Here is a 26,186-nt window from a genome sequence, read left to right on the forward strand (position 1 = left end):
CAAGGAAAAAAGAGAAAAGCGGTAGCGCCGACCCATGGTCGGCGAGCGCAGCGGGCCCTTGGCGGGAACATTCCGCCGACCATGGGTCGGCGCTACCGATGCCCGCAGGTTCCAAGGCCCCCATGGACCCGCCCCGCCAGCAAGCAGCCCTGCGGCTCTTGAGGTTGAAGTGGCTTCGGCTTGAAAACACAACCGCCGGGCGCAGCCCGGGCCACCCCTGCCATCAGTTGGTGACGCAGACCGCTTGCACTCTGAATCTGTGGTGTTATAGTTGACTACAACACCAGTCACCTGAGACAGGGGGAGCCGATGAATACGTCAGTCCAACGTCGCATGACCCGTACGGCCGCCAGCGCGGCGGGCCTGCTGCTCCTGTCTTTGTGGTTCGGTGCGGCGCACGGCGGCGCCGACCAAAGCGAAGCCGCCTCCGCCCTCGACAGCCTGCAGGACGCAGGCGTGCCGGACGCTGGGAATGCACCGCCGGCACCCTCCACCCCGCGGCGGCTGAACAGCTCGTTGTCCATGCCGTATTTTTCTTTCGCACAGTCGCTGAATCCCCGGAGCTGACCATGAGCGATATCCAGTGGAGCGATGGCGCCCCCATCTACCGTCAGCTGAAGGAGCGCGTGATTGCCATGATGCTTGATGGAATCATCAAGCCGGGCGATGCCCTGCCCTCGGTCCGCCAGGTGGCGGCCGATTACCAGCTCAACCCCATTACCGTGTCCCGTGCCTACCAGGAGCTGGCCGATGAAGGCCTGGTCGAAAAGCGCCGCGGCCTGGGCATGTTCATGACCGAAGAAGCGGCAACACAGCTGCGCAGCAGCGAGCGCGATCGCTTCCTCAACGAAGAATGGCCGGCCGTGCTCGAGCGCATCCAGCGCCTGGGCCTGGACGTGAACGAACTGTTGACCCAAGGGAGACTCTCATGAACGGCGCAGCACACCAGGATGTGATCACCGCGCGGGGCCTGCGCAAGGCCTACAAGCGCACCCTCGCGCTGGACAACACCAGCTTCAGCATTCCGGCCGGCCGCATCGTCGGGCTGATAGGCCCGAACGGGGCCGGCAAGACCACCGCGCTCAAGGCGCTGCTGGGCCTGACCTCGGTGGAAGGCGAGCTGAGCGTGCTCGGCAAGGACCCGCGCAGCCACCGCGATGAGCTGATGAACGACATCTGCTTCATCGCCGACGTGGCCGTGCTGCCGCGCTGGCTGAAGGTCCGCGAAGCTATCGATTTCGTTGCCGGGGTGCATCCGCGCTTCGACCGCGCCCGCTGCGAGCGCTTCCTGTCCACCACCAAACTGCAGCCCAGGCAGCGCGTGCGCGAGCTGTCCAAGGGCATGATCGTGCAGCTGCACCTCGCCCTGGTGATGGCCATCGACGCCCGCGTGCTGGTGCTGGACGAGCCCACCCTGGGGCTGGACATCCTGTACCGCAAGGAGTTCTACCAGCGCCTGCTGGAAGACTACTTCGACGAGCAGAAGACGATCATCGTCACCACCCACCAGGTGGAGGAGATCGAGCACATCCTGACCGACGTCATGTTCATCCGTGACGGCAAGGTCGTGCTCAGTGCCGAAATGGACGAGGTCGGCGAGCGCTACACCGAAGTGCTGGTCAACGCCGACCAGCTCGATACCGCCCGCGCGCTCAAGCCGATCGACGAACGCAGCCTGCCCTTCGGCAAATCCGTGCTGCTGTTCGACAACTTGCCGCGCAGCCAGCTGGCAACGCTCGGCGAAACCCGCAACCCCGGCCTGGCCGACCTGTTCGTCGCCATCATGAAGGGAACCTACGCATGAACGCCGTGAACCATCCGATCAGCAAGGCCGGCACGCTGCGCTGGCTGCTCAAGCGCGAATACTGGGAAAACCGCGGCGGTTTCCTGTATGCCCCGATCATCGCCGGCGTCGCCTCGCTGGTGATGAGCACCATCGGCATCATCATCGGCCTGTTCGTGCTGCGCCGCGCCGCCTCGCAGGGCGACCTGCACATCAACGACAGCGATATCCAGGTCAACGGCCTGGACCTGGACCTGCTGACCCGCCAACTGGATCCCAAGGACCTGGTGGACCTCGGCAACGGCCTGGATGCAACGCTGGCGCTGAGCTCGGCGTGGCCGTTCGTGGTGATGGCCTTCGTTGTGTTCTTCTACTGCCTGGGCGCGCTGTATGACGACCGCCGTGACCGCAGCATCCTGTTCTGGAAGTCGTTGCCGCTGTCGGACACCCAGACCGTGCTGTCCAAGGTGCTCAGCGCGATCGTGATCGCTCCGCTGATCGCGGTGGCCGCTTCGATACTGACCATGCTGTGCTTCCTGGGCGTCATTTCCATCGTCGCCCTGACCCACGGCGGCGACCCGATGTCGCTGATCTGGGGGCCGTCCAGCCCGCTGCTGCTGGCCGCTGGCCACCTGAGCTGGATCCCGGTGTTCGCCCTGTGGTCGCTGCCGACCGTCGGCTGGCTGCTGCTGTGCTCGTCGTGGGCCAAGAGCAAGCCGTTCCTGTGGGCGGTGATGCTGCCGCTGTTTGCCGGCATCGTGGTCAGCACCACCAAGGTGATGGGCCTGCTGGACATGACCAGCGGATGGTTCTGGCAGCACATCGTCGGCCGCCTGTTGCTGGGCACCGTGCCCGGCGTCGAACTGGCCTACCGCTCCGGTGTGGCCAGGGAATCCGGGTCCATCGTCCAGCTGCTGTCGCCGTCCAACCAGCTCGGTGCACTGGCCATGCCGGACCTCTGGATCGGCGCCGCGGTCGGCATCGTCTTCATCTTCCTCGCCATCCGCCTGCGCCGCCGCGCCGGCGAAATCTGAGCCACAAGGAGCCTGCCGCCATGCGTACCCTGCTTGCCTGCGCCACCCTGATGCTGCTGCCGCTGTCCGCCCTGGCCAACGACGCGCCCTGCAAGTTCACCGAGAGCCGAGACCTGAAGCTCGATCTGGCCGGCGCAAAAACCGTCGTACTGGAGGTCAACCAGCACGACCTGCACGTGGTCGCCGGCAGCGGTCCGGCGCAGTTGTCCGGCCGGGCCTGCGCGTCCAGTGCCGACTGGCTGCGCGACCTGACCCTGACCCAGCAGCGCAGCGGCGACAAGCTGGTGGTCAGCCTGCGCCGCGAGGGCAAGCAGGGCATCGTGATCGGCGACAACTACGCGTGGCTGGACATCCGTGGCAGCGTGCCGTCCGATGTCATGGTGCAGCTGAAGGTCGGTTCCGGTGATGCACATGTGGAAGGCGCGCGCTCGCTCAGCGTGGACGTGGGCTCCGGCGACGCGGATGTGCTGCGCACCCAGGGCAGCGTGCATGCCGCAGTCGGCTCCGGTGACCTGCTGGTCGACGGCGCCGACAGCCTGAACCTGCTGTCGGTGGGCTCCGGCGATGCGAAGGTATCCAACATCCGCCGCGACGTAACCGTTGGCAGCATCGGCTCAGGCGACCTGGAGCTGCGCGATGTCGGTGGCAACGTTGCCATCCGCACCATCGGTTCCGGAGACGCCGACGCCCGCCAGGTGCGCGGTAATGTGGAAATCGGCGTGCTCGGATCGGGCGATGTCGAGCTGCGTGATGTCGGCGGCAACCTGCTGGTCGGCAGCCACGGCTCGGGCGGGATCAAGGCCGACGGCGTGGGCGGCAACCTGACCGTCCAGCGCAGCGGCAGTGGCGATGTCCGCCACAGCGGCGTGCGCGGCACCGTCACCCTGCCGCGCGGCAAGTAACCCGACCGACACACGGAAGAATCGACCATGAAGATGCGAACCCTGCTGCCCACCCTGTTGCTGGCCCTGCCATTGGCGGCCTGTACCGACCATGGCACCGACGCGGCCAAGTCCATCAGCGATACCGGCAGCAGCATCGGCCGTTCGGTACAGCAAGCCACCGACAAAGCCCGCAAGGAGATGAGCACCGGCAACTTCAAACTGTCGGTCGATGGCCTGCCAACCGCCGAAATCACCCCCGCCGGCGCCCTGCTGATCGAGGGCAAGGACGTCGTGACCACACCCGCCCAACGCGCCCAGCTGCTGGAGTACCGCCACCAGGTGGAAGGTATCGCAATGGCCGGCATGGACATCGGCGTGGCCGGCGCGAACCTGGGCGTCAAGGCCGCTGGCGAGGCGCTCAAAGGCGTGTTTTCCGGGCAGACCGAGGGCATCGAACAGCGTGTCAATGCCGAGGCGGACAAGCTGAAGGTCCAGGCCAAGGGGCTGTGTGACAAGCTGCCGGCCATGCTGGCGACCCAGCAGGCACTGGCGGCCTCGCTGCCTGCCTTCGCCCCGTACGCGACGATGGACCAGACCGACGTGGACGGCTGCGACGAATGAGCGCACCCGGCCGTCGCCTGCGATCTGGCGGCGGCCGGCCCGCGCTGCGGGGATTACACTAACGCGTTCCCCCTTTCCCGTGGACCGCCATGAAGAAGCTGTTCCTGCTGCTGGCCGCCCTGTCCTGCCTCGTGCTTGCCGGCTGCGACCAGGAGTACCGCAACCACCGCGTCGAACGCAGCAAGCCGAAGATCACCGTCAGCGACAGCATGGTCACCGTGCGCCGCGCGCCTGCGCCGAACATCATCATCCTGGCCAACGGTCATATGAAGGTCGATGAGATCGAAATACCGCTGCGGGCCGACCAGCAGCAGATGCTGCAGCAGATGTTCGGCCACCTGCAGGTGCTGCGCCAGAACACCCTGGTCGACGCCCCGGCCGACCCGGACAGGAAGCCGGTGAAGATCGTGCCGCCGGCGGGAAGCAACCCGATCCCGGCCGACCTGGTGCAGGTGATCCCGGAGTTCAAGGACTACACCGAAACCTTCGGCAACCTGCAGGCTGATCGTCGCTGAGGATCATGGGTAGCGACGGCCGCTGGCCGTCGGTCCCTTGCCCTGGTGGGTGACGACCGTTGGTCGTCACGCAGATCCGTCGAGGCGGGGCATCAGCCGCCGCTGCCGCCGCCTGCGTGGATGCCACCGGCGGTGAGCGCCTTCGGATCCAGCAGCCGGCGCAGTTCGGCCTCGGCCAGGCCGCTGTCCTCCAGTGCGATCTCCAGCACCGGGCGCTGTTCCTTGTAGGCACGCTTGGCGATCGCCGCGGCCTTCTCATAGCCGATGATCGGGTTCAGCGCCGTCACCAGGATCGGGTTGCGGTCCAGCGCCTCGCGCACCCTGTCCTGGCGCACCTTCAGCCCGTCGATGGCGCTGTCTGCCAGCAGCCGCGATACATTGGCAAGCAGGGTGATGCTGTCCAGCAGGTTCACCGCGATCAGCGGCAGGGTGACGTTCAACTGGAAATTGCCGGTCTGCCCGGCCACGGTAATCGCGGTGTGGTGACCGATCACCTGTGCGCAGGCCATCACCGTCGCCTCCGGGATCACCGGGTTGACCTTGCCCGGCATGATCGAACTGCCCGGCTGCAGCGCCGGCAGTTCGATCTCACCCAGCCCGGCCAGCGGACCGGCGTTCATCCAGCGCAGGTCGTTGGCGATCTTGATCAGTGCCACCGCCAGCGCGTTGAGCTGGCCGGAAATCTCCACCGCATCATCCTGCGCCGCCAACCCTTCGAACTTGTTGGCGGCACTTTCGAACCTGACCCCGGTCGATGCCTTCAGCGCCTTGGCCACGCGTTCGCCGAAGCGCGGATCGGCGTTGATGCCGGTGCCGATCGCCGTGCCCCCCAGCGGCAGGCGACGCAGGCGCTTGAGGCTGTCATCGAAGCGCTGCTGCGCCGAGGCCAGCTGCGCCGACCATGCCGAAAACTCCTGCTCGAAGGTCAGCGGCATCGCGTCCATCAAGTGCGTGCGCCCGGTCTTCACCACCTTGCGCAGGCTGCGCCCTTTGCGGTCGATGACCTTGCGCAGGTGCGCCAGCGCCGGCAGCAGGTCTTCCTGCGCGGCCAGCGCCGCCGACACGCGCAGGGCGGTCGGGATCACGTCGTTGGAGCTCTGGCCCTGGTTGACGTGGTCGTTGGGATGCACCGGCGTGCGCCCGGCCTTGCCGCCGCGGTTGGCCAGCGTGGCGATGACCTCGTTGGCGTTCATGTTCGAAGAAGTGCCAGAGCCGGTCTGGTAGACGTCGATCGGGAAATGCGCGTCCCACTCACCGGCGGCCACTTCGGCGGCCGCGCCCTGCACCGCCTTGGCGATGTTCCTGGGCAGGTGGCCGAGTTCTGCATTGACCCCGGCCGCCGCGCCCTTGACCAGGCCGAGCGCGCGGATGAAGCCACGCGGCATGCGCTGGCCGGACACCGGGAAATTGTCCACCGCACGCTGGGTCTGCGCGCCCCACAGCGCATCGGCAGGCACCTGCAGCTCGCCCATGCTGTCACGTTCGGTCCGGAAACCGGGGGTGGAATTCGTGCTGGAACGCTTGCTCATCCGATCAACTCCGCATGCTTTCAGGGGGAAAGGGAAACTGCGGCTGGCATCGGGCAGGTTCCCCAGGCTGGCATCTGGTTTCAGGATACAGGGTCGGAACGGCCGCCGACGGCCACCTCGCCGCCGCTGCCGGTGTTTTCGACAGTCGAGCAGGCACGCCCCTACAATATGGCCCCCGCCGTCTCACAGCTGCCTGCCGACATGTCCGAATCCGCCCTGCTCGCCCTGTCCCCGCTCGATGGCCGTTATGCCGGCAAGGTCGATGCGCTGCGCCCGATTTTCTCCGAGTACGGGCTGATCAAGGCCCGCATCACGGTGGAAGTGGAATGGTTGCTGGCCCTGGGCGCGGAGCCCGGCGTGATCGAGCTGCCGGCCTTCTCTGCCTCCGCCACGGCGCGCCTGCGCGCGCTGGCCAAGGGCTTCAGCCCGGCCCAGGCCGCGCGGGTGAAGGAGATCGAGCGCACCACCAACCATGACGTCAAGGCGGTGGAGTACTTCATCAAGGAACAGCTGAAGGACGATGCCGAACTCGCCCCCGCGCTGGAGTTCGTGCATTTCGCCTGCACCAGCGAAGACATCAACAACCTCAGTTACGGGCTGATGCTGGAACAGGCCCGCCGCGAGGTGCTGCTGCCTACCCTGGATGGCATCGTCGCGTCCCTGCGCTCGCTGGCCCACGCACAGGCAGCCCAGCCGATGCTGTCGCGCACCCACGGCCAGACCGCCTCGCCGACCACCCTGGGCAAGGAGCTGGCCAACGTGGTCGCCCGCCTGGAGCGCCAGCGCCGCCAACTGGCTGCGGTGGAGCTGACCGGCAAGATCAACGGTGCGGTGGGCAACTACAACGCGCACGTTTCCAGCTATCCGGACGTGGACTGGCCGACCTTCGCCGAGCGCTTCGTCGAGGGCCTGGGACTGGTGTTCAACCCGTACACCACCCAGATCGAACCGCACGACAACATCGCCGAGATCGGCGATGCCGCGCGCCGCGCCAACACCATCCTGATCGACCTGTCGCGCGATATCTGGGGCTACATTTCGCTGGGTTACTTCAAGCAGCGCCTGAAGGAAGGCGAAGTGGGTTCCTCGACCATGCCGCACAAGGTCAACCCGATCGACTTCGAGAACGCAGAGGGCAACTTCGGCATCGCCAACGCTTTGTTCGAACATTTCAGCGCCAAGCTGCCGATCAGCCGTTGGCAGCGCGACCTGACCGATTCGACGGTGCTGCGTGCACTGGGCACGGCGTTCGGCCACACCCAGGTGGCGCTGGATTCGCTGGCCAAGGGCATCGGCAAGCTGGAAGTGAACCCGCAGCGGCTGGATGCCGACCTGGACGCAGCATGGGAAGTGCTGGCCGAAGCCGTGCAGACGGTGATGCGCCGCCATGGTCTGCCCAATCCGTATGAGCAGCTGAAGGCGTTGACCCGCGGCCAGGGCATCACCGCCGAGTCGATGCGCGCCTTCGTCGAATCGCTGGAGCTGCCGGCCGATGCCAAGCAGCGCCTGCGTGAGCTGACCCCGGGTGGCTACGTCGGCCTGGCAGCCGAGCTCGCCCGCGCGGTGTAAGGAGGGTGGCCGGGCTGCGCCCGGCACCTGCTTTTTCAAGCCGGAGCAACAGCACGAGCAGAAGCTGCAGGGCTGCCTGGTTGGCGGGTCCATGGGGGCCACAGAACCTTCGGTAGCGCCGACCCATGGTCGGCGGAATGTGCCAGCCAACGGCCCGCTGCGCTCGCCGACCATGGGTCGGCGCTACCGCTTTTTCTCTTTTTCATACGCGGGGGGCGGTGGGGCTGGGCGGGGGCGTTGAGCGCCATGGATGGCGCGAAACGAGGCCCGCATGGATGCAGTTTTTGCCGTCCCCCAACCAGCCTCCCCGCCCGGCCCACCCCAGATGCGGCTCTAGATCCCAGAGACACCCGCGAGGGGGTCCCACCGGTTCGACACCACCCCGTCCGAACGCGGACAATAGGCCATCAGCGGCTGCACAGGCCGCGCCCTGTCTCCGTTGCAAGGACCTCCCCCATGGCCGCACGCAAATCCCCTTCCACCGCCAAGACCTTCGCCATCGAAGTCCATGCCACCCCCGCCAAGCCGCTGGGCATGGCCCCGGCAACCTTCCTGCGCGACTACTGGCAGAAGCGCCCGCTGCTGATCCGCAACGCCTTCGCCGGCTTCCAGAGCCCCGTGCAGCCCGAAGACCTCGCCGGCCTGGCCTGCGAAAACGGCGTGCTGGCGCGTCTGATCGAACATGACCGCAGCACTGACGGCTGGCGCGTGCGCACCGGCCCGTTCCAGGAGTCGGTGTTCCCCGCCCTGCCGGAAAAAGACTGGACCCTGCTGGTGCAGGACGTGGACAAGTGGGACCCGGACGTGCGCGCGCTCATCGCCCACTTCGATTTCCTGCCGCGCTGGCGGATGGACGATGTGATGATCAGCTTCGCCGCCACCGGCGGCTCGGTCGGTGCCCACGTGGACCAGTACGACGTGTTCCTGCTGCAGGGCCAGGGCCATCGCCGTTGGCAGATCGATGCCAGCGAATCGACCAGGGGCAAGCGTCCGCCGCTGGATTTCCGCCCGGACATCGAGCTCAAGCAGCTCACGAAATTCAAGCCCAGCCATGATTGGGTGCTGGCGCCGGGTGACATGCTGTACCTGCCGCCGAACGTGCCGCACAACGGCGTGGCCGAAGATGCCTGCCTGACCTTCTCCTTCGGCATGCGCGCACCGGCATCGGCCGAACTGATCAGTGATTACCTGGACACCCTGGTGGTGGATGCCGATGAGGGCATCCGCTACCAGGACCCCGACCTGAAGCTGCCGGAGGATCCGAACGAGATCGACGTGGCGGCGATGAACCGCGTCGTGGCCGCGCTCAATGCCATCCGCATGAACGACCCGGACAAGCTGGGCGACTGGTTCGGCCGATTCATCACCACCTACCGCGCCGCTGGCGAAGTCATGCCGAGCGGCCCGGCGCCGTCGCTGGACGAGGTCGACCACGCCCTGGCCAACGGTCTGTTGCTGGAACGCCATCCCTGGGCCCGTCTGGCCTGGCGGCGTGCCAAGCGTGGCGCGAGCCTGTACTGCAGCGGGCTGGACCTGGCGGTGTCGGTCAAGGACGCCCAGCGCATCGCCGCCGCCGAGCGGCTTGACCTCGCCGCATGGAACGGCCTGACCGCCAAGGGTCGGCAGGCCCTGCAGGAACTGATGGTGCTGGGCTTCTACCAGCTGACCGATCCCGCTTTCGAAGACCAGGTGGAAGAGGTGCTGGACGCCGACGCGGAGATCGTGGTCGCGCGGGATACCGTGGACACCATCGAGGTTGACGATTTTTCCGATGACGTGCGCGAAGTGAACGTGCATGAGGATGGCGTGGAAGTGGTGGTCAGCTTCGACGAGGAGGACGAAGAGGACGAGCCGGAGGACGGCGCCGGCCAGCGCCGCCACTGAACATGGCCGCCTTCAGTGTCCAGCGGGCCGACCACGCCGCGCACCACGCGGCCATCCACGGCGTCCGCCAGCAGGTATTCGTGGTCGAACAGGGCGTGCCGGCCGAGCTCGAGCGCGATGCGTTGGATCCGGTCTGCACCCACGTGCTGGCACGCGATGCAGACGGGGCGCCGATCGGTACCGGACGGCTGTTGCCCGATGGCCGCATCGGGCGCATGGCGGTGCTGGCGGCATGGCGCAGCCGGGGCGTCGGCGAGGCCATGCTGGAGCAGCTGGTACGTGCCGCCACGGCGGCCGGGCTGCCGCACGTGCATCTGCATGCCCAGTTGCCGGCAGCTGATTTCTACGCACGTCAAGGCTTCATTCCCGAAGGCGGACACTTCGAAGAAGCCGGCATTGCGCACCTGCAGATGCACCGCACGCTCGGGGCCGCCGCGGCCATCGAAGGCCTGCAGCCGGCCGTGGCGGTGACCACCGCGGTCATCCACCGGGCGCGCCGCCGGCTGTGGATCCACAGCCGCCAGCTGGATCCCGGCCTGTTGGACGCCGCTCCCGTGCAGGCGGCCCTGCGCCGCTTCGCCACCCGTGCGCACGACAAGCAGCTGCGGGTCATCGTGCATGATGCGGCGGCGGTCCAGGCCGCAGGTGCGCCGCTGCTGGCCCTGCTGCAGCGCCTGCCCAGCGTGGTCCAGGTCCGCGAGGTGAGCGATCCGGTTGACCGGGCGCTGGCCTCGGCCTGCATCGCCAACGACGGCGGCGACTACTACTTTCGTCTGATGGGGCATCGGCTCGAGGGCGAAGCCGGCATCGCACTGCCTTCACGTTCGCAGCCGCTGGAGCAGCAATTGCAGCGCGTCTGGGACCGTTCGCGTGACTGCAGCGAGCTGCGCGCCCTCGGCATCTGAGCCCGGCGGCGCCGCGCAACCTGTCTGGCAGCGACACCGGGGGGCCTGATCGCGTCGCTGCAACGCCCCTTCCCCGGCGGATGGGGGTACAATTTGGGTGTTTGAACGCGCCCGTGCATGGCTATTCATCCAGTCGGCCGGGTACTTCCAGAGCCCTACCCCACAAAGCGAATAATCACTCTCCATCGTGGACAATCTACTGAAGCAGTTTGCGCAGTCATCGCAGCTCGCCGGCGGCAACGCCTCCTATGTCGAGGACCTGTACGAGCAGTACCTCGTCTCCCCGGACAGTGTCGATCCCAAATGGAAGGCCTACTTCGACGGCTTCCAGGGCCGTGAAGCGGGTGACATTCCGCACTCGGGCGTCATTGCGCACATCGCTGACGCCGCCAAGGGCGCGCTGAAGAGTGGCACCGGCGAAGGGGCCGGCGACGAGCGCGAGCGCAATGTCGGCCGCCTGATCACCGCCTACCGTTCGCGCGGTCACCTCGGTGCCCGCCTGGATCCGCTCGGCCTTGCCGAACCGACCAACCCGCCGGACCTGGGCCTGCCGTTCCACAGCCTGTCCGATGCCGATCTGAACGCCGAGTTCAGCACCGGCGGCGTGGGTGGCCAGCCGCGCATGAAGCTGCGCGACCTGCTGGCGCGCCTGAAGGCGACCTACACCGGATCGATCGGCGCGGAGTTCATGCACATCTCCGAAGTCGAGCAGCGCCAGTGGATCTACAGGAAGCTCGAACTCGCCGGTGGCGACTACGCGCTGGATGCAGATACCAAGCGCCGCACGCTGGAGCGCCTGACCGCAGCCGAAGGCCTGGAACGCTACCTGCACACCAAGTACGTGGGCCAGAAGCGCTTCTCGCTGGAAGGCGGCGATTCGCTGATCCCGATGATGGACACCATCATCCGTGACGCCGGCAAGGACGGGGTCAAGGACGTGGTGATCGGCATGGCCCACCGCGGCCGCCTCAACGTGCTGGTCAATACGCTGGGCAAGAATCCGCGCAAGCTGTTCGACGAGTTCGAAGGCAAGTTCGAGCACGACAACCACGCCTCCGCAGGCGATGTGAAGTACCACATGGGCTTCTCGGCCGACGTCAGCACCGACGGCGGCCCGGTGCACCTGGCGCTGGCCTTCAATCCCTCGCACCTTGAAATCGCCGACCCGGTGGTTGCCGGTTCGGTGCGCTCGCGCCAGGAGCGCCGCAGCGATACCGCGCGCAAGCAGGTGATGCCGATCCTGATCCACGGCGATGCGGCCTTCGCCGGCCAGGGCGTGGTGATGGAGCTGTTCCAGATGTCGCAGGCGCGCGGTTTCGCCGTCGGCGGCACGGTGCACATCGTGGTCAACAACCAGGTCGGCTTCACCACGTCCAATCCGGAAGACTCGCGCTCCACGCTGTACTGCACCGACGTGGCCAAGATGATCGCCGCGCCGGTGTTCCATGTGAACGGCGATGACCCGGAAGCCGTGGTGTTCGCCGCCAAGCTGGCCTTCGAGTTCCGGCAGAAGTTCGCCAAGGACGTGGTCATCGACCTGATGTGCTACCGCCGCTGGGGCCACAACGAGGCCGACGAACCGGCGATCACCCAGCCGCTGATGTACCAGGTGATCCGCAAGCACAAGACCACCCGCGAAATGTACGCCGAGCAGCTTGAACAGGCCGGCGTGATCGAATCCGGTGCCGGCAAGGCACTGGTGGATGGCTACCGCGTGAAGCTGGACAGCGGCGAGTACACCACCGAGCTGGCCACCGTGGAAAAGACCCCGCCGACCAGCCCGCTGTTCGTGGATTGGCCGAAGCTGCTGGACGGCAAGCTGTCGGACACGATCAGCACCGCCGTCGGCATGGAAAAGCTGACCGCGCTGGCCAGGCAGATCACCACCATTCCGGACACCGTGCAGGTGCATTCGCGCGTGGCAAAGGTGTATGAGGACCGCCGCAAGATGGCGGCCGGCGAAATTCCGGGCGACTGGGGCTTTGCCGAGAACCTCGCCTACGCCACCCTGCTGGACGAAGGCCACCGCCTGCGCCTGGTGGGCCAGGACGTCGGCCGCGGTACGTTCACCCATCGCCACGCGATCCTGCACGACCAGAACACCGACCAGTACTACCTGCCGCTGCGCGAGCTGGTGGATTCGCCGGAGAAGGCCACCATCATCGATTCGCTGCTCAGCGAAGAAGCAGTGATGGCCTTCGAGTACGGCTTCTCCACCACCGACCCGGGCACCCTGTGCATCTGGGAAGGCCAGTTCGGCGACTTCGCCAACGGCGCCCAGGTGGTCATCGACCAGTTCATCGCCGCCGGTGAAGCCAAGTGGGGCCGCCTGACCGGGCTGACCCTGCTGCTGCCGCACGGTTACGAAGGCCAGGGTCCGGAACACAGCTCGGCGCGCCTTGAGCGCTTCCTGCAGCTGTGCGCGCTGGAGAACATGCTGGTGGTCGTCCCGTCCACCCCGGCGCAGGCGTTCCACATGCTGCGTCGCCAGCAGCACCTGACCACCCGCAAGCCGCTGGTGGTGATGTCGCCGAAGTCGCTGCTGCGCCACAAGCTGGCCGTGTCGACGCTGGAAGAGCTGGCCAATGGCGAGTTCCAGCACCTGATCGGCGACGCCAAGGCCGACCCGAAGAAGGTCAAGCGCGTGGTGCTGTGCTCGGGCAAGGTGTACTACGACCTGCTGGAAGACCAGACCAAGCGTGGCCAGGAAGACGTGGCGATCATCCGCGTGGAGCAGCTGTATCCGTTCCCGCGCGCGCTGTTGGCTGCCGAACTGAAGAAGTACGGCAAGGCCACCGACGTGGTGTGGACCCAGGAAGAGCCGCAGAACCAGGGCGCGTGGTACCAGATCCGCCACCACCTGCAGTTCTGCGTCGCCGATGGCCAGAACCTCCATTACGCGGGTCGCGCGCGCTCGGCATCGCCGGCCGCCGGCCACATGGCTGACCATGTCATCGAGCAGCAGAAGCTGGTCGCCGATGCCCTGGTCAACCCGTTCGACGACTCGGTCGCCGAATAACCCTCCCCTATTCCAGAAATACGAACCCAGGAAGCTCCCGCATGGCCACCGAAGTCAAAGTCCCGGTTTTGCCCGAATCCGTCTCCGACGGCACCATCGCCACCTGGCACAAGAAGGTCGGCGACGCCGTCAAGCGTGACGAGAATCTGGTCGACCTGGAGACCGACAAGGTCGTTCTGGAAGTCCCGTCGACCGTCGACGGCGTGCTGAAGGAAATCAAGTTCCAGGAAGGCGACACGGTCACCAGCGCCCAGGTGCTGGCGATCATCGAGGAAGGCGCGGTGGCTGAAGCTGCTGCACCGGCCCCGGCCGCTGAAGAGAAGAAGGCTGAAGCCGTACCGGCGCAGGCCACCGAGGCACCGAAGGCCGCTGCGGCTGCCCCGGCCGCATCGAAGTCGGCTGCCGATTCGCTGCCCCCGGGCGCCCGCTTCTCGGCGATCACCGAAGGCGTGAACCCGGCCGACGTGGACGGGACCGGCCGTCGCGGCGCGGTGACCAAGGAAGACATCGTCAACTACGCCCGCAACGGCGGCGCCGGCAAGGCCGGTGGTGCGCGTCCGGAAGAGCGCGTGCCGATGACCCGCATGCGCAAGCGCATCGCCGACCGCCTGATGGAGTCCAAGAACAGCACCGCGATGCTGACCACCTTCAACGAGGTCAACCTCGCCAAGGTGTCGGCTGCGCGCAAGGAGCTGCAGGAAGAGTTCCAGAAGGCCCACGGGATCAAGCTCGGCTTCATGAGCTTCTTCGTCAAGGCCGCTGCCAACGCGCTGCAGCGCTTCCCGCTGGTCAATGCCTCGGTCGACGGCAGCGACGTGATCTATCACGGCTACTCGGACATCTCCATCGCTGTGTCCACCGACAAGGGCCTGGTGACGCCGGTGCTGCGCAACGTCGAACGCCAGTCGTTCGCCGACATCGAAAAGGGCATCGCCGACTACGCCAAGAAGGCGCGTGACGGCAAGCTGGGCCTGGACGACCTGCAGGGCGGCACCTTCACCGTGACCAACGGCGGCACCTTCGGTTCACTGCTGTCCACCCCGATCATCAACCCGCCGCAGAGCGCCATCCTGGGCATGCACGCGATCAAGGAACGTCCGATCGCCGAGAACGGCCAGGTCGTGATCGCGCCGATGATGTACCTGGCGCTGTCCTACGACCACCGCATCATCGACGGCAAGGATTCGGTGCAGTTCCTGGTGGACATCAAGAACCAGCTGGAAAACCCGGGCCGCATGCTGTTCGGCCTGTAAGACCCGCCGACCCCTCCCGCCTGCGGGAGGGGTCTGTCGTTCCGGGGCACGGCCAACGGCCCTGCCCGCCTCCCGGCGCACTGCGCCACCGGCCCGCTCGCACGGGTCGAGGAATGCATCAAGGACTTTCAAATGGCTGAACAATTCGACGTCGTCGTCATCGGTGCCGGCCCGGCCGGCTACCACGCCGCCATCCGTGCCGCGCAGCTGGGCCTGAAGACGGCCTGCATCGACGCCGCGCTGGGCAAGGACGGCAAGCCCGCCCTCGGCGGCACCTGCCTGCGCGTGGGCTGCATCCCGTCCAAGGCGCTGCTGGATTCCTCGCGCCAGTACTGGAACATGGGCCACATCTTCGGCGACCACGGCATCAGCTTCAAGGACGCCAAGATGGACGTCGAAGCGATGGTTGGCCGCAAGGACAAGATCGTCAAGCAGTTCACCGGCGGCATCGCCATGCTGTTCAAGGCGAACAAGGTGGCTGCGTATTACGGCTTCGGCGAACTGCAGAAGGACAACGTGGTCAAGGTGACCCAGCACGATGGTTCGATCATCGAGCTGAAGGGCACCAACGTGATCATCGCCGCCGGTTCGGATTCGATCGAACTGCCGTTCGCCAGGTTCGACGGTGAGACCATCGTCGACAACGTCGGCGGCCTGGACTTCACCGAAGTTCCCAAGCGCCTGGCCGTGATCGGCGCCGGCGTCATCGGCCTGGAACTGGGCAGCGTGTGGAAGCGCCTCGGCGCCGAAGTCACCATCCTGGAAGCACTGCCGGACTTCCTGGCCGCCGCCGATGCCGAAGTGGGCAAGGTCGCGCTGAAGGAGTTCAAGAAGCAGGGCCTGGACATCAAGCTGGGCGCCAAGGTGTCCAAGGCCGAAGTCACCGGCAAGGGCAAGAAGGCCGAAGTCGCGCTGACCTACACCGACGGCGAAGGCGAGAAGTCGCTGGTCGTGGACAAGCTGCTGGTGGCCGTCGGCCGTCGCGCCGCGACCAAGGGCCTGCTGGCCGAAGGCACCGGCGTCAAGATCAACGAGCGTGGCCAGATCGAAGTGGACGCGCATTGCCACACCGGCGTCAACGGCGTGTGGGCGGTCGGTGACTGCGTGCGCGGCCCGATGCTGGCGCACAAGGGTTTCGAGGAAGGCATCGCGGTTGCCGAGCTGATCGCCGGCCTGCCGGGCCACGTCAACTTCGACACCATTCCGTGGGTCATCTACACCGAGCCGGAGCTGGCCTGGGTCGGCAAGACCGAGCAGCAGCTGAAGGCCGAAGGCATTCCGTACAAGGCCGGCAGCTTCCCGTTCGCCGCCAACGGTCGTGCGGTGGCAATGATCGAGCCGAGCGGCTTCGTCAAGGTGCTGGCACACGCCGAAACCGATCGCATCCTGGGCATGCACCTGGTGGGCGCCAACGTGTCCGAACTGGTGCACGAAGGCGTGCTGACCATGGAGTTCAGCGGTTCGGCCGATGACCTGGCACGCATCTGCCACGCGCATCCGTCGCTGTCCGAAGTGGTGCACGACGCGGCCATGGCCGTGAGCAAGCGCGCGATCCACAAGGCGAACTGATATCGCCCTGCGGTAGTGACGGCTGCTGGCCGTCACGCCTGCAACCGAAAAACCCCGCCAAGGCGGGGTTTTTTGTTGCGCCGTTGCTTCATGCGGTCTGCGGCCGCCCTCCTCCCAGCAGCCTGGCCGGCAGCATCAACACTGCGCCGAGGAAAGCAAACAACGCCGAGAAGGTTACCCCGACCAGGCGGAACGGCAGGCTCAGCAGCCACACGAACGGCCATGCCAGCAGGGCGAGGATCGCCAATGGCCAGCACAGAACGAACAGCAGGCACCACACGCCCAGCGCGAACAAGGTCTTCATGACAGGTCTCCCTGGCGGCACCGTGCCGCCCTGGGGTCATCCTTGCTGCCGGACTGCAGCACCGCAACCGGTGTGCGACGAAACCCGGGATGGGCCGACGAACAGGGTTTGCGGGGGGAGAGCGTGACGACCAACGGTCGTCACCCACCATCGGTAGCGCCGAGCCATGCTCGGCGGGCGATCCGGTGTTACTCGAATGAACCCACCGAGTCGTGCGACAGGTTGTCGAAGCGGGTGTACTCGCCGAAGAACTTCAGCTTGCACGAGCCGGTAGGGCCACCACGGTGCTTGCCGATGATGATCTCGGCCAGGCCCTTGTCCGGTGAGTTTTCCTTGTTGTAATAATCGTCGCGGTAGATGAAGACGATCATGTCCGCGTCCTGCTCGATAGCGCCGGATTCGCGAAGATCGGCCATCACCGGGCGCTTGTCGGTACGCGTTTCCAGCGAGCGGTTGAGCTGGGAAAGCGCGATCACCGGCACGTTCAGTTCCTTGGCCAGGCCCTTCAGGCCACGCGAGATCTCGGAGATTTCCGTGGCGCGGTTTTCGCTGTTGCCCGGCACGCTCATCAGCTGCAGGTAGTCGATCACGATCAGGCCCAGGTCGTGCTCGCGCTTCAGGCGGCGGCACTTGGAACGCAGGATCTCCGGCGACACGCCCGGCGTATCGTCGATGAAGATCTTGGTTTCCTTCAGCATGCGGATCGCGCCGGTGACCCGGCTCCAGTCCTCGTCTTCCAGCTGGCCGGTACGCAGCCGCTGTGCGTTGATGCGGCCATTGGAGGAGATCAAGCGCATCGCCAGCTGCGAGGCCGACATTTCCATCGAGAAGATCGCCACGCCCTTCTTCGACTTGATCGCCGCGTACTCGGCGATGTTCAGCGCAAGCGTGGTCTTGCCCATCGCCGGACGGGCCGCCAGGATGATCAGATCGGTCGGCTGCAGGCCGGCGGTCATCGCATCGAAATCGTTGTAGCCGGTCGGCAGGCCGGTGATGTTGCCGCCGTTCTCGAAACGGTTGCGCAGCTCTTCGAAGGCATCCTTCAAGGCACCGGGCATCGCCACGAAATCGGTGCGCCCGCGCGCGCCCTGTTCGGCGATGGCGAACACCGATTTTTCCGCACTGGCGAGCAGTTCGCTGCTCTCGCGTCCTTCGGGCTGGAAGCCGTCGTTGACGATGTCCGTGCCGACCTGGATCAACTGGCGCAGCACCGCCTTGTCACGCACGATTTCCGCATAGGCCACGATGTTCGCCGCCGACGGCGTGGTGCTGGCCAGCTCGATCAGGTACGCACCATCGCCGACCAGCTCCATCTTCCCCTGCGATTCGAACCATTCGCCCAGGGTCACCGCATCGAACGGACGATCACGCTCGGACAGCTCGCGGATCGCGCGGTAGATCATCTGGTGGTCGCGACGGTAGAAATCGACGTCGTTCAACTGGTCGTTGACGCGGTCGAACGCGTCCGGTGCCAGCATCAGCCCGCCCAGCACCGCCTGCTCGGCTTCGACCGAATGCGGCGGCACGCGCAGGGAATCAATGCGCGATTCATCGCGTTCGAAGCGATCGGAACGCTCCCTGCGGTCGGACTTGAAGCCGGAACGAGCAGCCATGCGGCGGAATTTCCTACAGAAGTGGCGAGATCAGTGTAGGCATGCGGGCCACCCTGCCGCCATGGACAAGCCTGTGGATAAGCCGTGGAGAAACGGGGTATATCCGCCAATGCCCGGCCAGCGTGGCGCGGAGGCGTCGCACTACCTGCGACAGGCGCCATTGCGGCGCCTGCAGGACCATTATCGCAGATCGCAGGGGTCGGTCGCCCGCGCGGCAGCAGCCAGTTCAGGCGCCCTTGGCGTGCACCGCCACCAAGGTCAGGAAACGGTCGACGAAGCCCTGCAGGAACTCCTGCGTGCCAGCGTTGCTGATGCTGCCCGCTTCGTCGATCAGCCCTTCCTTGAAGTGCAGGAAGGCCTCCGGTTGGCCCAGCACCTGCATGTCCAGGTAGGCCAGGATGTTGCGCAAATGCTGCTGCGCCAACGCGGTGCCGATCACTCCGATGGACGCACCGATCACCGCTGCCGGCTTGCCGGCGAAGGCGCTGTCGCCGTACGGACGCGAGCCGATATCGATGGCGTTCTTCAACACGCCCGGCACCGAGCGGTTGTATTCGGGGGTGACGAACAGCACCGCATCGGCACTGCGGATCTGCTGCTTCAGCCGTGTGCCCTGCGCCGGATAGTCGGCGTCGAAGTCCTGGTCGTACAGTGGCAGGTCACCGATCTCCACGAAATCGAAGCGTGCCTTGCCCGCGGCGAGTTTCTCCAGCGCGCGCGCCAGCCGGCGGTTGATCGACGCCTTGCGCAGGCTGCCAACCAGCACGGCAATGGTGTACTCGGCCATGTGATCACCTCATCGTTCGGGGGCAGGCCAGACTAGACCCGGCGGCCTTCGGCGCCGGTGAAGGCCCGTTGCCGTGGCGCAGTCTGGCAAGCGCACGCGGCCTGCCAGGCGTATCACCGGCTCCGCCGCGCCTGCCACGCGGCACGGCTCTGTCCCCACACTTCCACCGGTTTGCCGGCATGCGGCGGCGGCAGTTCGTCGATCCGCAGCAGCGTGCTGCCCAGCTTGGTGGCCACTGTTTTCGAATTGACGTTGTCCGGGGCGATGGTGTGGATGACCTCCTCCCACCCCAGGCTGGCGAAGGCCCAGTCGATCGCCGCCGTCGCCGCTTCCGGGGCGTAGCCCAGGCCCCAGCTCTGGCGGCGGATGCTCCAGCCCACCTCCGTACCGGGCCAGTCCAGCGGCTGCCACGGCCCGAGCCGCCCCACCCACTGCCCCGTGGATTTTTCGATGACGCTGAACATCGACACGCCAAACAGGTGCCAGGCGCCGGACAGCGCGCAGAAGCTGCGCCAGGCCACCGATCGCGGCTGCACACCGCCCAGGTGGGACATCACCGCCTCGTCGGCACTGAAGTCGAGGTATGGCTGCAAATCGGCCGCCTGTGGTGGCCGCAGGATCAGGCGCTCGGTTTCAAGGCGGAGATCGAAGATGCTCATGCAAGTTCCTGGCCGCACAAAAGAGAACAGGCCGGCTTGCGCCGACCTGTCCTTGTACCGCACTCACGCGCGTTCGATGTTACTGGCGGGTAGTGCCCACATCGGCCGCGGCGGTCTGGGTGACCAGCTGCCCGTCGACCACCGGCAGGCGATCGCTGGCCGGCTTGTCGTTCATGCGGATGGTCTTCTCGGCACCGTCGTAACGGTAGGTCACGTCGTAACCCTTGACCACGTCGGTGTTGCCCATGGCGATCCGGTTGCCCGGCTTGCTGTCCATGCGCATGGTGCCGGTGGTGCCGTCTTCGTTGCGGTAGGTGACGTTGTAGCCGGTCACCTGGCTCGACTCGGAGGTCGTGGTTTCGGTATGGCACTGGCGCTCGGTACGGTTGACCACGCGGCCACCGACGTGGCGCTTGTCCACGTTGTTGCCGATCATGCCGCCGGCTACCGCGCCGGCCGCAGTGGCGACCTTGCGACCATTGCCGCCGCCGACCTGGTTGCCCAGCAGGCCACCGATGACCGCGCCGGCGACCGTGCCGCCGACGTTGCCGTCGCGCTCGGGCAGGCGTTCCTGCACCACCACGTCCTCGCACACTTCATGCGGAGTCTGCGTGCTGGAGGTCTGGCGTACCGCCTCGGTACCGATGACCGTGGCGTAGGCCTTCTCTTTCTGGGTGATCGGCGCGACCTTCAGCACGTCGGCATATTCCAGGCCGCGCCGGGCATTGACATCCAGCGCGTCGGTGCGCGCACCGTCATCAGCCACGCTGCCATCTGGCAGCAGCGTGCCGTCGGCGGCGGTCACGTAACCAGGAGAAGTGTCACCGCTTTTCATGAAGGCGGCGGTGGCGATGCCACCGACCAGCAGCGCGCCGGCGGCGACCAGGACAGTAGTAGTAGTTGATTTCATGACCTGCTCCTTGCGGACCACCCGCAACGTTCACGATGTGGATTGCAGCATGCGCTGCCTGAACGGAATATCGACAGAACCTTTAGATCCTGACTCCCATTCAGGAAACTGCCGGCCAAGGCCCATGGTAGCGTCTGCACTTGTCCGCACGGAACCCCACGATGGCCAATCCCATGCTGCTGCCCCTGCTCAACTGGGCGCGCCGACTGCGCTTCCCCACCCTGTTCAAACTCACCGCCGGCCTGTTCGCAATCACCCTGGTGGTCCCGGACCCGATTCTCTTCGTCGATGAACTGCTGCTCGGCATGGGAACGCTGCTGCTGGCCAGCTGGAAGACCCGGCAACCGCCCAAGCCCCCGCTGGAGCTGCGCTGACCGTGCTGGTGGACAGCCACTGCCACCTGGATGCAGGTGAGTTCGACCCGGACCGGGCGCAGGTGATCGCGCGCGCACGCGCAGCCGGCGTGCTGGCGCAGGTGGTGCCGGCCGTCACTGCGGCGAGCTGGCCGAAACTGCGCGAGGTATGCCTGCAGGCTCCGGGGCTGTATCCCGCTTACGGGCTGCACCCGGTGTTCCTGGCCGAGCACGCACGCGGACACGTGGACGGATTACGGGAGTGGATCGAACGCGAGCGTCCCTGCGCGATCGGCGAATGTGGCCTGGACTTCTTCCTCCAAGACCTCGACCGCGACCTGCAGCAGCACTATTTCGTGGCGCAGCTGGAGCTGGCACGGGAGTTCGACCTGCCGGTGATCGTGCATGCCCGGCGTGCGGTGGATGCAGTGATCGCTGCAGTGCGCCGGGTGGGCGGACTGCGCGGGGTCGTCCACAGTTTCTCAGGCAGCCCCGAACAGGCCGCACAGCTGCACAAGGCGGGTTTCCTGCTGGGACTGGGCGGGCCGGTCACCTACGACCGCGCGCAGCGACTGCATCGCCTGGTGCAGGCCATGCCGCTGGAACAACTGCTGCTGGAAACCGATGCCCCCGACCAGCCGGATGCGGGCATCCGTGGCCAGCGCAACGAACCGGCGCGGCTGCATAATATCGCCACGCACATCGCCGGACGGCGTGGCATCAGCCTGCAGGCGCTTGCCGAGGCGACCACCGTCAACGCGCAGCGGCTGTTCGGCCTGCCTGCCACGGCGGCTTGACCCCCCCCCTCGCCAGCAGGCCGGGCCCACGGGCCGGTCAGGTGGCCGTTCCAGCCGGCGGTTTCTTCGGCGCAAGCAGCATCTCCAGTGCCTTGGCCACCGCAGCGAAAGCGAACGCGCCGGTGATGTGGGTCGCCGCACCGAGGCCGGCGCCGCAGTCCAGCTTCAGCGCGGCATCCGGGCCCAGCTCCGGGCGTATGCCGCAGACGCTGCCGTCGGCCTGCGGATAGCGCACGTTTTCCAGCGAATAGATCGCCGGCACGCCGAAGTAACGCTTGGCATTCTTGGGGAAGTTGAACTCGCTGCGCAGCTTCTTGCGGATCAGTGCCAGCATCGCATCGTGTTCGGTACGCGATACATCACGCACCCGTACCAGGGTGGGATCGGTGCGGCCACCGGCGGCGCCGACGGTGAGCAGCGGCAGCTTGCGCCGGCGGCACCAGGCGATGGTTTCCACCTTGACCCGGAAACTGTCACAGGCGTCGATGACCAGATCGAAACCGCGATCCAGCAGCTCGACCATGTTGGCCGGGGTCAGGAACGCTTCGACCGCCTCCACGTCGATGCCCGGATTGATGGCGCGGCAACGCTCGGCCATCGCCACTGACTTGTTGCGCCCGTAGTTGCCCTCCAGGGCCGGCAACTGGCGGTTGGTGTTGGACACGCAGATGTCGTCGGCATCGATCAAGGTCAGGTGTCCGACGGCAGACCGGGCCAGCGCCTCCACCACCCACGAACCGACCCCGCCCATGCCGACCACGGCGACCCGGCGCGCTTGCAGGGTTTCCAGCGATCCGCGTCCATACAGCCGTTCCACGCCGGCGAAGCGTTCTTTGATCTGATCGTTCATCGCGCCATTTTAACGGCTCTTGGGCCTTGCCCGCGCAGGGGCCGTGGCGCCCGCCCGCAGGGCGCGGTTCATCCGCCAGCCATGAAAAGCGGGAAGGGTTGGCGCGCCGTTCACGTTCAAAGAAGGACGATCCCTCCACGCGCACCAGACGCATTACCACTCTTTCTGGCCAGGAGAACCACCCATGAAGATCCAGCTCATTGCCGCAAGCGCAATCGCCACCCTCGCCCTGGCCGGTTGTGCCACCTCCCCCGGTTACGGCGGCGGCGGTTACGGCAACAACAACAGCGGTTACAGCAACAACGGTGGCAACTACAACACCAACCGTTGCGCGGACTGCGGCATCGTGACCCGCATCAATACCGTGGCCTCCGGCCGCGCGGCGCCTTCGGCAACCGGCGCAGTGCTGGGCGGCATCGTCGGCGCGGTGGCCGGCCATGAAATCTCCGACCACACCGGCGGCAGCCGGGGCAACAAGAACATCGCGGCCGCGGCAGGCGCGGTGGGCGGCGCACTGGCCGGCAACCAGATCCAGAAGAACGTCACCAGCGATACCTACGACATCTCGGTGCGCATGGACGATGGCCGCACCATCGTGGTGAACCAGCGCGATCTGGGTGGCATCCGCGAGAACACCTATGTGCGTGTGGTGAACGGTCGGGTGGTACTGCGCTGATTGTCCCGGCGCCTACCGCGATGCAAACCAGAAGGGCCCGCTCACGCGGGCCCTTCTGTTGAAGCAGACGCGGCGCGTTCAATCAGAGCGGCTTGACCTTGTCGGCCTGCAGACCCTTCTGGCCGGTGACCACCTCGAACTCGACGGCCTGGCCTTCCTTCAGCGACTTGAAGCCCTGCGATTCGATGGCGCGGAAATGCACGAACACATCCTCGCCACTCTCACGGCTGATGAAACCAAAGCCTTTCGCATCATTGAACCACTTGACGGTGCCCTTCTCAGCCATCTTTGCTACTCCCTTACTGTCTTGTAATTGGTTACGCCCTGACAGGCGGCTGACGAGCAAGGAGGAAGCGAGGTACAACGATGTAGCGGATCGCTGGGATCTACCATCATCAGGCCACGATCCACGGTGACCTTGCCAAGCTCAGCGCGGTCACGTTAACCCGACATAAATCGAAATGCAACCGGTAGATTGATCGATGTGTCAACCCCTTTTCGTACTCCATACGGCATAGCATGGACCTCTCATTCATCTTGTACCTGATCGCCGCGCTGTGCATCGCGCTGGGCATCGCCGGGATCGTGCTTCCGGCGCTGCCGGGCATTCCGCTGGTGTTCCTCGGCCTGCTGCTGGCGGCATGGGCTGACGGCTTCGTCCACGTCGGCTGGCCCGTGCTTACCGTACTGGCTGTGTTGACCGTTCTGTCCTTCGTGGTGGACATCCTGGCGACAGTGGTGGGCGCGCAACGCGTGGGGGCCAGCCGCAAGGCTCTTTGGGGCACCTTCATCGGCAGCATCGCCGGGCTGTTCTTCATGCCGGTCGGGCTGTTCCTCGGCCCGTTGCTGGGCGCGCTGGCCGGCGAGTACTGGCACAGCCGCGAACTCGGCCGCTCCACCAGGGTGGGCCTGGCGACCTGGCTCGGCATCCTGCTGGGCATGGCCTTGAAGGTCGCCCTGCTGGTGGCGATGCTGGGGCTGTTCGCGTTCGCCTGGCTGCTCTGAACTCACTCCACTTTCACGCTGCCTCACGCACGCGACTGTCATAACCGCGCACTGGCCGGTCACGCCAGCGCACGCCACACTGCTCCACTTACTCCTATTCAGCCTCGTTCAAGGGCCCGCAGCAATGACCCTCATCTCCCCGCTTCCCCGCCTGGCCCCGTTGGTGCTGGCCCTGTCCAGTGCCCCGCTGGCCGCGCAGGAATTCACTGCTTCGCCTGCGACTTCACCCAGTGCGTGTGCCGCCATCACCACCGACGCGGCGCGGCTTGCCTGCTATGACCAGTTGTTCGGTCCCACCCAGGCCACCACCGCGCAGGCCGACGCCGCTGCCGAAGCCGCTGCGATGGCGCGCAAGGAAGAACGGCGCGAAGTCCGCGTCAGCGAAGGCGAGGAGAAGCTGCGCTCGCGCGTGGGCGACCTGTTCCGTCCGGCCCCGCACGATGCGGCGCTGGCCAACGCCGGCCGTGGTTCGCTGCTGGACGGCCGCTGGGAACTGGCCGAGGACTCCAAGCTGGGGCCGTTCCAGCTGCGCGCCTACAAGCCGGTGTACCTGCTGCCCGCCTTCTGGACCAGGAACAAGAACCTCACCCCGCAATCGCCGAACCCGGCCAACACGGTCACCACCCCGCAGCTGCTGGACAGCAACGAATTGAAGTTCCAGCTGAGCTTCAAGACCAAGATCGTGGAGAACCTGTTCGGCGACAACGGGGACATCTGGGCTGGCTACACGCAGAGCTCGCGCTGGCAGGCCTACAACGCGGACAATTCCCGCCCGTTCCGCGAAACCAACTACGAACCGGAAGTCATGGCGGTGTTCCGCAATGGCTACTCCATCGGCGGCTGGCGTGGCCGCATGAGCGCCATCGGCATCAACCACCAGTCCAATGGCCGTGCCGATCCGTTCTCGCGCAGCTGGAACCGGGTCATCGTCAGTGTCGGCCTGGACCGCGAGAACTGGGCGCTGACGCTGCGTCCCTGGTATCGCCTGCCGGAGTCGCGCAGCGATGACAACAACCCGGACATCGAAGACTACATGGGCCGCGGCGATGCCACCCTGGTATGGAACCGCAACGGCCATGAAATCGCGTTGATGGGGCGGCATTCGCTGCGCAGCGGCGACCGCTCGCACGGCGCGCTTCAGCTGGACTATGGCTTCCCGATCAGCAACCTGCTGCGCGGCCACGTCCAGGTGTTCGATGGCTACGGCGAAAGCATGATCGACTACAACCACAAGGCCACCTACATCGGCGTGGGCGTGTCGTTGCTGGAGTGGTTCTGATGTCCGTGACGCTGTGGCACAACACGGCCTGCAGCAAGTCGCGCAACGCGCTGAAGTTGATCCGTGATGCCGGGCTGGACCCGGTGATCGTGGACTACCTGGCCAATCCGCCGGACGTGGCGACCTTGCGCAAGGTGCTTGCCGATGCCGGCCTGCGCGCGTCGGAGCTGGTCCGCAGCAACGAGCCGGCGTTCGCCGAACTGGGCCTGGCCGGCGCCGACGAGGCGCAGCTGGTCGCGGCCATGGCCGCGAACCCGCGGCTGATCAACCGGCCGATCGTGATCACCGAAAAGGGCACGCGCCTGTGCCGCCCACCCGAACGGGTGCTGGACATCCTGTAACACGCGGCGGTGACGATCCACGATCGTCACCCACCGCGCGGGCCGCT

27 protein-coding genes are annotated in these 26,186 nt (G+C 66.2%); 19 read left to right on the plus strand and 8 right to left on the minus strand.

Annotated elements, in window-relative coordinates; translation table 11 throughout:
• The first annotated feature begins 309 nt into the window (after positions 1–309).
• The 7 genes from CXG43_RS02390 to CXG43_RS02420 all read left to right on the plus strand — a co-directional run bounded on the left by CXG43_RS02390 (position 310) and on the right by CXG43_RS02420 (position 4,837).
• Complete coding sequence (locus CXG43_RS02390; RefSeq protein ID WP_101098530.1) at positions 310–567, plus strand: hypothetical protein; 258 nt, start codon at positions 310–312, stop codon at positions 565–567.
• Positions 568–569: 2 nt separating this feature from the next.
• Positions 570–932: a GntR family transcriptional regulator gene (locus CXG43_RS02395; protein WP_101098531.1), complete on the plus strand. Its 363-nt coding sequence runs from the start codon at positions 570–572 to the stop codon at positions 930–932.
• Positions 929–1,804, plus strand: a complete 876-nt coding sequence (locus CXG43_RS02400) for an ABC transporter ATP-binding protein (RefSeq protein WP_101098532.1) — start codon at positions 929–931, stop codon at positions 1,802–1,804. The genes CXG43_RS02395 and CXG43_RS02400 overlap by 4 nt, the downstream gene beginning before the upstream one ends.
• Positions 1,801–2,817, plus strand: a complete 1,017-nt coding sequence (locus tag CXG43_RS02405; RefSeq protein WP_101098533.1) for an ABC-2 transporter permease — start codon at positions 1,801–1,803, stop codon at positions 2,815–2,817. The genes CXG43_RS02400 and CXG43_RS02405 overlap by 4 nt, the downstream gene beginning before the upstream one ends.
• 20 nt (positions 2,818–2,837) lie before the next feature.
• Complete coding sequence (locus tag CXG43_RS02410) at positions 2,838–3,719, plus strand: hypothetical protein (protein WP_101098534.1); 882 nt, start codon at positions 2,838–2,840, stop codon at positions 3,717–3,719.
• Between the two features lie 27 nt (positions 3,720–3,746).
• Positions 3,747–4,322: a hypothetical protein gene (locus tag CXG43_RS02415; RefSeq protein ID WP_101098535.1), complete on the plus strand. Its 576-nt coding sequence runs from the start codon at positions 3,747–3,749 to the stop codon at positions 4,320–4,322.
• Positions 4,323–4,411: 89 nt separating this feature from the next.
• The gene (locus tag CXG43_RS02420; protein ID WP_042615505.1) at positions 4,412–4,837 is read left to right on the plus strand and encodes a hypothetical protein; all 426 of its coding nucleotides are present in this window, start codon (positions 4,412–4,414) and stop codon (positions 4,835–4,837) included.
• 92 nt (positions 4,838–4,929) lie between these two features.
• On the opposite strand, the gene CXG43_RS02425 is transcribed toward CXG43_RS02420, so the two are convergent.
• Positions 4,930–6,366, minus strand: a complete 1,437-nt coding sequence (locus CXG43_RS02425) for a class II fumarate hydratase (protein ID WP_101098536.1) — start codon at positions 6,364–6,366, stop codon at positions 4,930–4,932.
• A 201-nt stretch (positions 6,367–6,567) separates the two neighbouring features.
• On the opposite strand from CXG43_RS02425, the gene purB reads away from it, so the two are divergent.
• The 6 genes from purB (at position 6,568) to lpdA (ending at position 16,565) form a co-directional block, all read left to right on the plus strand.
• On the plus strand, positions 6,568–7,935 hold the full coding sequence (gene purB, locus CXG43_RS02430) for an adenylosuccinate lyase (RefSeq protein WP_101098567.1): 1,368 nt from the start codon (positions 6,568–6,570) through the stop codon (positions 7,933–7,935).
• Between the two features lie 456 nt (positions 7,936–8,391).
• A complete protein-coding gene (locus CXG43_RS02435; RefSeq protein WP_101098537.1) occupies positions 8,392–9,819 on the plus strand; it encodes a cupin domain-containing protein in 1,428 nt (475 codons plus the stop codon).
• A 2-nt stretch (positions 9,820–9,821) separates the two neighbouring features.
• The gene (locus CXG43_RS02440) at positions 9,822–10,724 is read left to right on the plus strand and encodes a GNAT family N-acetyltransferase (RefSeq protein ID WP_101098538.1); all 903 of its coding nucleotides are present in this window, start codon (positions 9,822–9,824) and stop codon (positions 10,722–10,724) included.
• A gap of 187 nt (positions 10,725–10,911) precedes the next feature.
• Positions 10,912–13,743, plus strand: coding sequence for a 2-oxoglutarate dehydrogenase E1 component (locus CXG43_RS02445; protein WP_101098539.1), 2,832 nt, complete (start codon positions 10,912–10,914; stop codon positions 13,741–13,743).
• A gap of 41 nt (positions 13,744–13,784) precedes the next feature.
• Positions 13,785–14,996: a dihydrolipoyllysine-residue succinyltransferase gene (sucB, locus tag CXG43_RS02450; RefSeq protein WP_101098540.1), complete on the plus strand. Its 1,212-nt coding sequence runs from the start codon at positions 13,785–13,787 to the stop codon at positions 14,994–14,996.
• Between the two features lie 132 nt (positions 14,997–15,128).
• Positions 15,129–16,565, plus strand: a complete 1,437-nt coding sequence (gene lpdA / locus CXG43_RS02455; RefSeq protein ID WP_101098541.1) for a dihydrolipoyl dehydrogenase — start codon at positions 15,129–15,131, stop codon at positions 16,563–16,565.
• Between the two features lie 88 nt (positions 16,566–16,653).
• On the opposite strand, the gene CXG43_RS02460 is transcribed toward lpdA, so the two are convergent.
• From CXG43_RS02460 to CXG43_RS02480, 5 genes are all read right to left on the minus strand, one after another.
• Entirely contained in the window at positions 16,654–16,869 is a 216-nt protein-coding gene (locus tag CXG43_RS02460) for a hypothetical protein (RefSeq protein ID WP_101098542.1), read from the minus strand.
• 188 nt (positions 16,870–17,057) lie between these two features.
• Entirely contained in the window at positions 17,058–18,482 is a 1,425-nt protein-coding gene (locus CXG43_RS02465; RefSeq protein ID WP_042615386.1) for a replicative DNA helicase, read from the minus strand.
• Between the two features lie 226 nt (positions 18,483–18,708).
• Entirely contained in the window at positions 18,709–19,269 is a 561-nt protein-coding gene (locus CXG43_RS02470; RefSeq protein ID WP_101098543.1) for an NAD(P)H-dependent oxidoreductase, read from the minus strand.
• A gap of 113 nt (positions 19,270–19,382) precedes the next feature.
• Entirely contained in the window at positions 19,383–19,928 is a 546-nt protein-coding gene (locus tag CXG43_RS02475) for a GNAT family N-acetyltransferase (RefSeq protein WP_101098544.1), read from the minus strand.
• 79 nt (positions 19,929–20,007) lie between these two features.
• A complete protein-coding gene (locus tag CXG43_RS02480; protein ID WP_101098568.1) occupies positions 20,008–20,838 on the minus strand; it encodes a glycine zipper 2TM domain-containing protein in 831 nt (276 codons plus the stop codon).
• A gap of 161 nt (positions 20,839–20,999) precedes the next feature.
• Between CXG43_RS02480 and CXG43_RS02485 the strand changes: the two genes are divergently transcribed.
• Both CXG43_RS02485 and CXG43_RS02490 read left to right on the plus strand, forming a co-directional pair.
• Positions 21,000–21,212, plus strand: a complete 213-nt coding sequence (locus CXG43_RS02485; RefSeq protein ID WP_101098545.1) for a DUF6116 family protein — start codon at positions 21,000–21,002, stop codon at positions 21,210–21,212.
• Positions 21,209–21,988, plus strand: coding sequence for a TatD family hydrolase (locus CXG43_RS02490; RefSeq protein ID WP_101098546.1), 780 nt, complete (start codon positions 21,209–21,211; stop codon positions 21,986–21,988). The genes CXG43_RS02485 and CXG43_RS02490 overlap by 4 nt, the downstream gene beginning before the upstream one ends.
• A 37-nt stretch (positions 21,989–22,025) precedes the next feature.
• Here the strand turns inward: CXG43_RS02490 and CXG43_RS02495 are convergent, their stop codons facing one another.
• Positions 22,026–22,838 carry a tRNA threonylcarbamoyladenosine dehydratase gene (locus tag CXG43_RS02495; protein WP_101098547.1) on the minus strand — a complete coding sequence of 271 codons (813 nt, stop codon included), beginning with the start codon at positions 22,836–22,838 and terminating at the stop codon, positions 22,026–22,028.
• Between the two features lie 184 nt (positions 22,839–23,022).
• Here CXG43_RS02495 and CXG43_RS02500 point away from each other — a divergent pair, with 184 nt between their 5' ends.
• On the plus strand, positions 23,023–23,514 hold the full coding sequence (locus CXG43_RS02500) for a glycine zipper 2TM domain-containing protein (protein ID WP_042615391.1): 492 nt from the start codon (positions 23,023–23,025) through the stop codon (positions 23,512–23,514).
• An 82-nt stretch (positions 23,515–23,596) separates the two neighbouring features.
• On the opposite strand, the gene CXG43_RS02505 is transcribed toward CXG43_RS02500, so the two are convergent.
• The gene (locus CXG43_RS02505) at positions 23,597–23,800 is read right to left on the minus strand and encodes a cold-shock protein (protein ID WP_019185917.1); all 204 of its coding nucleotides are present in this window, start codon (positions 23,798–23,800) and stop codon (positions 23,597–23,599) included.
• Between the two features lie 233 nt (positions 23,801–24,033).
• On the opposite strand from CXG43_RS02505, the gene CXG43_RS02510 reads away from it, so the two are divergent.
• The 3 genes from CXG43_RS02510 to arsC all read left to right on the plus strand — a co-directional run bounded on the left by CXG43_RS02510 (position 24,034) and on the right by arsC (position 26,139).
• Positions 24,034–24,519 carry a DUF456 domain-containing protein gene (locus CXG43_RS02510; RefSeq protein ID WP_101098548.1) on the plus strand — a complete coding sequence of 162 codons (486 nt, stop codon included), beginning with the start codon at positions 24,034–24,036 and terminating at the stop codon, positions 24,517–24,519.
• Between the two features lie 124 nt (positions 24,520–24,643).
• Positions 24,644–25,798, plus strand: a complete 1,155-nt coding sequence (locus CXG43_RS02515; RefSeq protein ID WP_101098549.1) for a phospholipase A — start codon at positions 24,644–24,646, stop codon at positions 25,796–25,798.
• The gene (arsC, locus tag CXG43_RS02520) at positions 25,798–26,139 is read left to right on the plus strand and encodes an arsenate reductase (glutaredoxin) (RefSeq protein ID WP_101098550.1); all 342 of its coding nucleotides are present in this window, start codon (positions 25,798–25,800) and stop codon (positions 26,137–26,139) included. Before CXG43_RS02515 ends, arsC begins: the two co-directional genes overlap by 1 nt.
• The last annotated feature ends 47 nt before the right edge of the window (positions 26,140–26,186 follow it).

The sequence above is a fragment of the Stenotrophomonas sp. Bg11-02 genome (assembly GCF_002836635.1).
GTDB lineage: Bacteria > Pseudomonadota > Gammaproteobacteria > Xanthomonadales > Xanthomonadaceae > Stenotrophomonas > Stenotrophomonas lacuserhaii.